Source organism: Kitasatospora sp. NPDC057542 (assembly GCF_042801945.1).
Lineage (GTDB): Bacteria > Actinomycetota > Actinomycetes > Streptomycetales > Streptomycetaceae > Kitasatospora.
Window position 1 is genome coordinate 1 of record NZ_JBHVFE010000529.1, and the last position, 5,806, is coordinate 5,806.

Below are 5,806 nucleotides of genomic sequence, written 5' to 3' on the forward strand. Positions count from 1 at the left end.
ATGCGGGACGGGCGGGCCGGGACGCGGCGGAGGGAGCCGGACGGGACCGGCCGGGGCCGGACCGGGGTGCGACGATCAGACGATCTTGTGCAGCCAGTGGTGGGTGTCCGGGGTCTGGCCGCCCTGGATCGACAGCAGTGCCTCGCGCAGCTCCATGGTGACCGGGCCGGGCTCGCCGGCGCCGACCGTCCAGTCGGCGGCGGCGGACTTCACCGAGCCGACCGGGGTGATGACGGCGGCGGTACCGCAGGCGAAGACCTCGGTGAGGGTGCCGTCGGCGTTGCCCTGCTGCCACTCGTCGGTGGAGATCCGGCGCTCCTCGACCGCGTAGCCGAGGTCGGTGGCCAGCTGGAGCAGCGAGTCACGGGTGATGCCGGGCAGCAGCGCGCCGGACAGCTCCGGGGTGACGATCTTGGCGTCCTTGCCCTCGCCGAAGACGAAGTACAGGTTCATGCCGCCCATCTCCTCGACCCACCGGTGCTCGGCGGCGTCGAGCCAGACCACCTGGTCGCAGCCCTTCTCGGCGGCCTGGGCCTGGGCGACCAGCGAGGCCGCGTAGTTGCCCGCGCACTTCGCGGCGCCGGTGCCGCCGGGGGCGGCCCGGACGTACTCCTTGGACAGCCAGACCGAGACCGGCTTGATGCCGCCCTGGAAGTAGGCGCCGGCCGGCGAGGCGATGATCATGAAGAGGTAGGAGTTGGCCGGGCGGACGCCCAGGCCGACCTCGGTGGCGAACATGAACGGGCGCAGGTAGAGGCTCTGCTCCGGCTCGTTCGGCACCCAGCCCTGCTCCTGGCGGACCAGCAGCTCTACGGCCTCGACGAAGGTCTCCACCGGCAGCTCGGGCATGGCCAGGCGGCGGGCCGAGGCCTGGAAGCGGGCGGCGTTGGCCTCCGGGCGGAAGGTGGCGATGGAGCCGTCGGCCTGGCGGTAGGCCTTCAGGCCCTCGAAGATCGCCTGGCCGTAGTGCAGGGTCATGTTCGCCGGGTCGATCTCCAGCGGCGCGTACGGCGCCAGCTGGGCGTCGTGCCAGCCCACGCCCTCGGTCCAGCGGATGGTGACCATGTGGTCGGTGAAGACCCGGCCGAAGCCGGGGTTGGCCAGCCGGGCCTCGCGCTCCGCTGCGGGCAGGGGCTGGGCGGAGGGCTTGAGGTCGAACGTGATGGGCGCCTGGGTGGCCGTGCTCATGGCTGTTTCCTTCACCGTGGGGTTGGTCCGGGCCGCCACCGCTGCAGATACGTTTCGGCGAAAGTCGCCGAAACGGACGCACAACGGCACGACCCACTGTCGATACTCGCATCCAGGGGGCCGTGCCGAACAGCTGTCCGCCCATTTTCGAGGGCTGCAAGCTGCGGTTATGCGGTCCGGCCCGCCGGGCCGGAAACCTTGTCGGATCCGGCCCGTCAGCCGGAACTCCGCTCTCGGATCCGGCCCGTCAGCCGGATACTCGGGCGGCGAGCGCGTCGCCGACCTGGGAGGTGCTGCGGGCGCCGGAGCGCTCGGAGAGGTCCGCCGCGACGGCGGCCTCGACCTTGGCGGCCTCGGCGGCGAAGCCGAGGTGCTCCAGCAGCATCGCGACCGACAGCACGGTGGCGGTCGGGTCGGCCTTGCCCTGGCCGGCGATGTCCGGCGCCGAGCCGTGCACCGGCTCGAACATCGACGGGAACTCGCCGCTCGGGTTGATGTTGCCGCTCGCGGCCAGGCCGATCCCGCCGGTGACGGCGGCGGCCAGGTCGGTCAGGATGTCGCCGAACAGGTTGTCGGTGACGATGACGTCGAACCGCTCGGGCTGGGTGACGAAGAAGATGGTCGCCGCGTCGACGTGCAGGTAGTCGGTGGTGACCTCGGGGAACTCCTCGCCGACCTCGGAGAAGATCCGCGTCCACAGGTGCCCGGCGTGCACCAGCACGTTGTTCTTGTGCACCAGGGTGAGCTTCTTGCGCGGCCGCGCCTGTGCCCGGCGGTAGGCGTCGCGCACCACGCGCTCGATGCCGTACGCGGTGTTCAGGCTGACCTCGGTGGCCACCTCCTGCGGCGTCCCGGTGCGCAGCGTGCCGCCGTTGCCGACGTACGGGCCCTCGGTGCCCTCGCGGACGACCACGAAGTCGATCTCCGGCTGACCGCCCAGCGGGGACTGCACCCCGGGGAAGAGCCGGCCCGGACGCAGGTTGATGTGGTGGTCGAAGGCGAACCGCAGCTTGAGCAGCAGCCCCCGCTCCAGCACGCCCGAGGGAACGCTCGGGTCACCGATGGCGCCCAGCAGGATCGCGTCGTGCGACTTCAGCTCCGCCAGCACGTCGTCCGGCAGCGTCTCGCCGGTCCGGTGGTAGCGCCGGGCCCCGAGGTCGTACTCGGTGGTCTCCAGCTTCACGTCGGCGGGAAGCGCGGCACCCAGGACCTTGAGGCCTTCGGCCACCACTTCCTGGCCGATGCCGTCACCGGGGACAACTGCGAGACGAATGGTGCGAGACATGCTCGGACCCTACTCCGCCGTCCCAGGTTCTGACATCTGGCGTCCACCATGCGGACGGTCAGGTCAGGTCGATCTCGATCTCGAACGGCTGGTCGACCTTCAGCTGCTTGTGGTAGATCCCCGCAACCACATAGCCGCGTGTGGAGGGATCGAGTTCATAGACATAGACGACCGGTTTTCCGTCGTCGTCGCTCTCCACCCGCCAGAAATGCCTGATCCCCGCAGCCGCGTACTTTCGAGGCTTGGTGTCCCGGTCACGCTCCTCGGACTCCTCGGAGACGACCTCGACCGCCAGCAGCACATACTCCGCATCGCAGAAGGTCTGCTTCGGGCCGGTGACTCCTCGCTCGTCGACCACGAGGAGATCCGGCTCAGGACGGTTCCGACGGTCCAACCGCACCGTCATCTCCCGCCAGACCTCCCACCCCTCCGGCACGGCACCTTCCAGGGCACGTTCCAGCCTACGGAGGGTGCGCATGTGAAACGCGGTCTGCGGACTCACGAAGATCAGGCTCCCGTCGAGCAGCTCGGTGTGCGGCGGGAGATCAGGCAGCCGGTCAAGATCCTCTGCGGTGTAGCCACCAGCAGGAGGCCGAATCCAGTCGGGGTACGGCGCGATGCTCATGGTTCCTCCCATACGGGCATCCTGACGGCCCTCTCAGGCTACTCGGCAAAGCTTCCTCGGGCGCCACTCCTTCGAGGGAGCGCGGGTGGCGCACGGTGCGCCGGGGGCGTGCTTAGGGTGGCGGGGTTCGGCAGTGGTCCGGTGGAACGGGGTGTGGATGGGCGAGCGGCGGCGGGAGGTGCTGGTCTGCGGGGGTGCGGCGGGGCTGGCGATGGGCGGGTACGGGCTGGCGACGGCGGCACGCGGGCAGTGGCCGGCCGGCGCGGAGGCGGTCGCCGTCCCGTACCACGCGCACCTGTGGGACCTGCTGCACGGGCAGGCCGCCGGAGACCTGCTGGTCAACTGGAACAGCGGCTACGGCGCCCCGTTCCTGGCGGACTTCTTCGCCTACCTGATGAATCCGTTCTCCTGGCCCACCGCGCTCCTCCCCCGCGACCAGGGCCGGCTCGCCGTCCTGCTGGTCACCCTGGCCACCATCGGCCTCGGCACCGCCCTGATGACCCGGCTGCTCGGCCGTCTGCACCCCGGCCCGCGCCGGCTGCGGGCGCTCGCCGCCGTCGGGTACGGGCTGTGCGCCTGGGTGCTGGACTTCGGCGGTGCCGCCCCGATGTGGCTCTGGGGCCTGGTCTCGCTGCCGCTGCTCGGCCTGGCCGCCGACTGGTGCCTGCGCGAGCGGCACTGGGTGGCCGGCGCGCTGTGCGTCGCGCTCGCCTGGGCCGGCAACCTGTACACCGCCGCGCCGGCCACCCTGGCGGCCGGACTCCTGTTCGCCGTCCGGCTGTTCGCCGCCCCGCGCCCGTTCCGCCACCGGGTCCGGGCCATCGGCCGGGCCGTCACCACGGTCACCGCCGGGGTGCTGCTCGCCTCCCCCGTGCTGTTCGTCGCGGTCCTGGCCGCCCGCCGGGCCCAGCCGGAGTCCCCGGTCGAGCCGCTCGGCCCGTCCGGGGTCGGCGCCCACCTCGCCCGGCTGCTGCCCGCCACCCACGGCGGGCAGCAGCTGCCGGACGTGGCGATCGGCGTCTTCGGGCTGCTGGTGGTGTGCGGGCTGCCGTTCAACCGGCGGGTGCGGCTGCGGGAGCGCGCCTTCTGGTGCGCGGCGCTGGCGGTGGTGGCGGTCGGCTTCGTGTGGACCCCGACCCTGCTGGTCTGGCACGGCCTGGCGATCCCGGTCGGCGGGCCGTACCGGGTGGCCTTCGTGCTCAGCGGGCTGCTGGTGCTGGCCGGCTGGGTCTCGCTGGCGCACCGCCCGGACCGGCTCACCATGCTGGGCGGCGCCGCCGTGGTGGCGGTGATCGCCGGCCTGGCGGCGGGCCGGCACGCGGTGCGCCCCGCCACCTGGGTGCTGTTGGGCGTCGGCGCGGCCGTCCTGTCGGCCGCGCTGTGGCTGCTGGACAGCCGGCACCCCGACCGCCGGGCGAACACCCTCGCCACCTGGGTGATCGGCGGCGCGGTGCTGGGCAACGCGGTCTGGTCCGGGTACGCGACGCTCGGCGCGGCCCCCTCCGACCGTGTCTCCCCGGCGGCCGTCCGGGCCGGGCACACGGTGCTGCGCGCGGCCGCGGACTGGCCGCAGGGCCGCAGCGACCCCGGCCCGCACGCCTTCACCCCCAACGACCCGCTGCTGCTCAACGGCCAGGGCGGCGGCTACTACAGCAGCTACCTGCCGACCGTCACCGCCCTGCTGCTGCACGACCTCGGTGCGGGCTGGACGGCCGGCGGACGGCAGACCGCGAGCGTCACCGACCCGGTCGGACAGGCGCTGTTCGGCGTCCGCACCCACCTCGACGACACCCACCTCGACGACACTCACCCCGACGGCGCCGAGCCCGGCGCGTCGCCGCGCGCCTTCACCCCCGTCCGGGCGGCCGCACCGCCGCTGGTCACCGTGCTGCCCCCGGGCGCCCGGCCGGAGAACTCCTCGGTCTGGTCCCGGCAGGAGTCGCTGCTCGGCAGCCAGGTGTACGACGCCCCGCTGCCCGTCCCGGCGGGCGGGCCGACGCCCACCCTGCACGGCACCAGCGGCTGGTCGGTGCCGAGCGGAGAGGAGGGCACCGTGTTCACCGCCGCCTGCACCCCGGGCGGGACGGCCTACTTCCACGGGGTCTGGTACCGGGGCACGGTCAGCGGCCTCGGCACCCGGTACCGCAGCGACGGCGAGCAGCCCACCACCGCCGTGCCGATCCACCGGCTGGGGACCGTCCCGGCGGACGGGGTGGTCCGGGTGACGCTGCGGTCGGACGTGGTGAGCCAGGTCCCCGCCCGACCGATCGGCTGTCTGCGGGCCGGCGCCCTGGAGGCCGCCGTCGCCCGTCTCACCGCGACCGGCGCCACCCGGGTGGAGGCCGGCGGACACACCCTCACCGCGGCCCTCCCGGCGGGTTCCACCGGCACCGCGCTGCTCTCCGCCCCCGCCACCGAGGGCTGGACCTGCGCGGTGGACGGCGGCCGCCGCACCGCCCCCACCTCCGTGCTCGGCATGATCGGCGTCCCCCTGGGCGACGGCGCGTCCCGCATCGCCTGCGCCTTCCGCCCGCCCGGCCTCACCGAGGGCCTCGCCGTCACCTCCGCCACCGCCGCCGTCCTCGTCCTGGTGGCCGTCTTCGCCCGGCTCTCCCGCCGCCCCGCCCCCGTCCCGCGCCGCGACCGCCGCCGGGTGGCGCAGACCGCCGGAACGTGACGGGGCGGCCCACCGGTCTCCCGGTGGGCCG

General features: G+C 73.6%; 4 protein-coding genes. 1 reads left to right on the forward strand and 3 read right to left on the reverse strand.

Annotated elements, in window-relative coordinates:
- Positions 1–75: 75 nt before the first annotated feature.
- The 3 genes from ACFU7Y_RS38605 to ACFU7Y_RS38615 all read right to left on the reverse strand — a co-directional run bounded on the left by ACFU7Y_RS38605 (position 76) and on the right by ACFU7Y_RS38615 (position 3,098).
- Complete coding sequence (locus ACFU7Y_RS38605) at positions 76–1,188, reverse strand: branched-chain amino acid aminotransferase (RefSeq protein ID WP_224282276.1); 1,113 nt, start codon at positions 1,186–1,188, stop codon at positions 76–78.
- Positions 1,189–1,435: 247 nt separating this feature from the next.
- The gene (locus tag ACFU7Y_RS38610) at positions 1,436–2,473 is read right to left on the reverse strand and encodes a 3-isopropylmalate dehydrogenase (protein WP_224282275.1); all 1,038 of its coding nucleotides are present in this window, start codon (positions 2,471–2,473) and stop codon (positions 1,436–1,438) included.
- Between the two features lie 58 nt (positions 2,474–2,531).
- Entirely contained in the window at positions 2,532–3,098 is a 567-nt protein-coding gene (locus ACFU7Y_RS38615) for a Uma2 family endonuclease (RefSeq protein ID WP_224282274.1), read from the reverse strand.
- A 157-nt stretch (positions 3,099–3,255) separates the two neighbouring features.
- Here ACFU7Y_RS38615 and ACFU7Y_RS38620 point away from each other — a divergent pair, with 157 nt between their 5' ends.
- A complete protein-coding gene (locus ACFU7Y_RS38620) occupies positions 3,256–5,775 on the forward strand; it encodes a YfhO family protein (protein WP_380771150.1) in 2,520 nt (839 codons plus the stop codon).
- Positions 5,776–5,806: the final 31 nt, after the last annotated feature.

Coding starts and splice junctions, on each gene's coding strand:
- ACFU7Y_RS38605 (WP_224282276.1), bottom strand. CDS start 1,188: ATGAGCACGGCCACCCAGGCGCCCATCACGTTCGACCTCAAGCCCTCC.
- ACFU7Y_RS38610 (WP_224282275.1), bottom strand. CDS start 2,473: ATGTCTCGCACCATTCGTCTCGCAGTTGTCCCCGGTGACGGCATCGGC.
- ACFU7Y_RS38615 (WP_224282274.1), bottom strand. CDS start 3,098: ATGAGCATCGCGCCGTACCCCGACTGGATTCGGCCTCCTGCTGGTGGC.
- ACFU7Y_RS38620 (WP_380771150.1), top strand. CDS start 3,256: ATGGGCGAGCGGCGGCGGGAGGTGCTGGTCTGCGGGGGTGCGGCGGGG.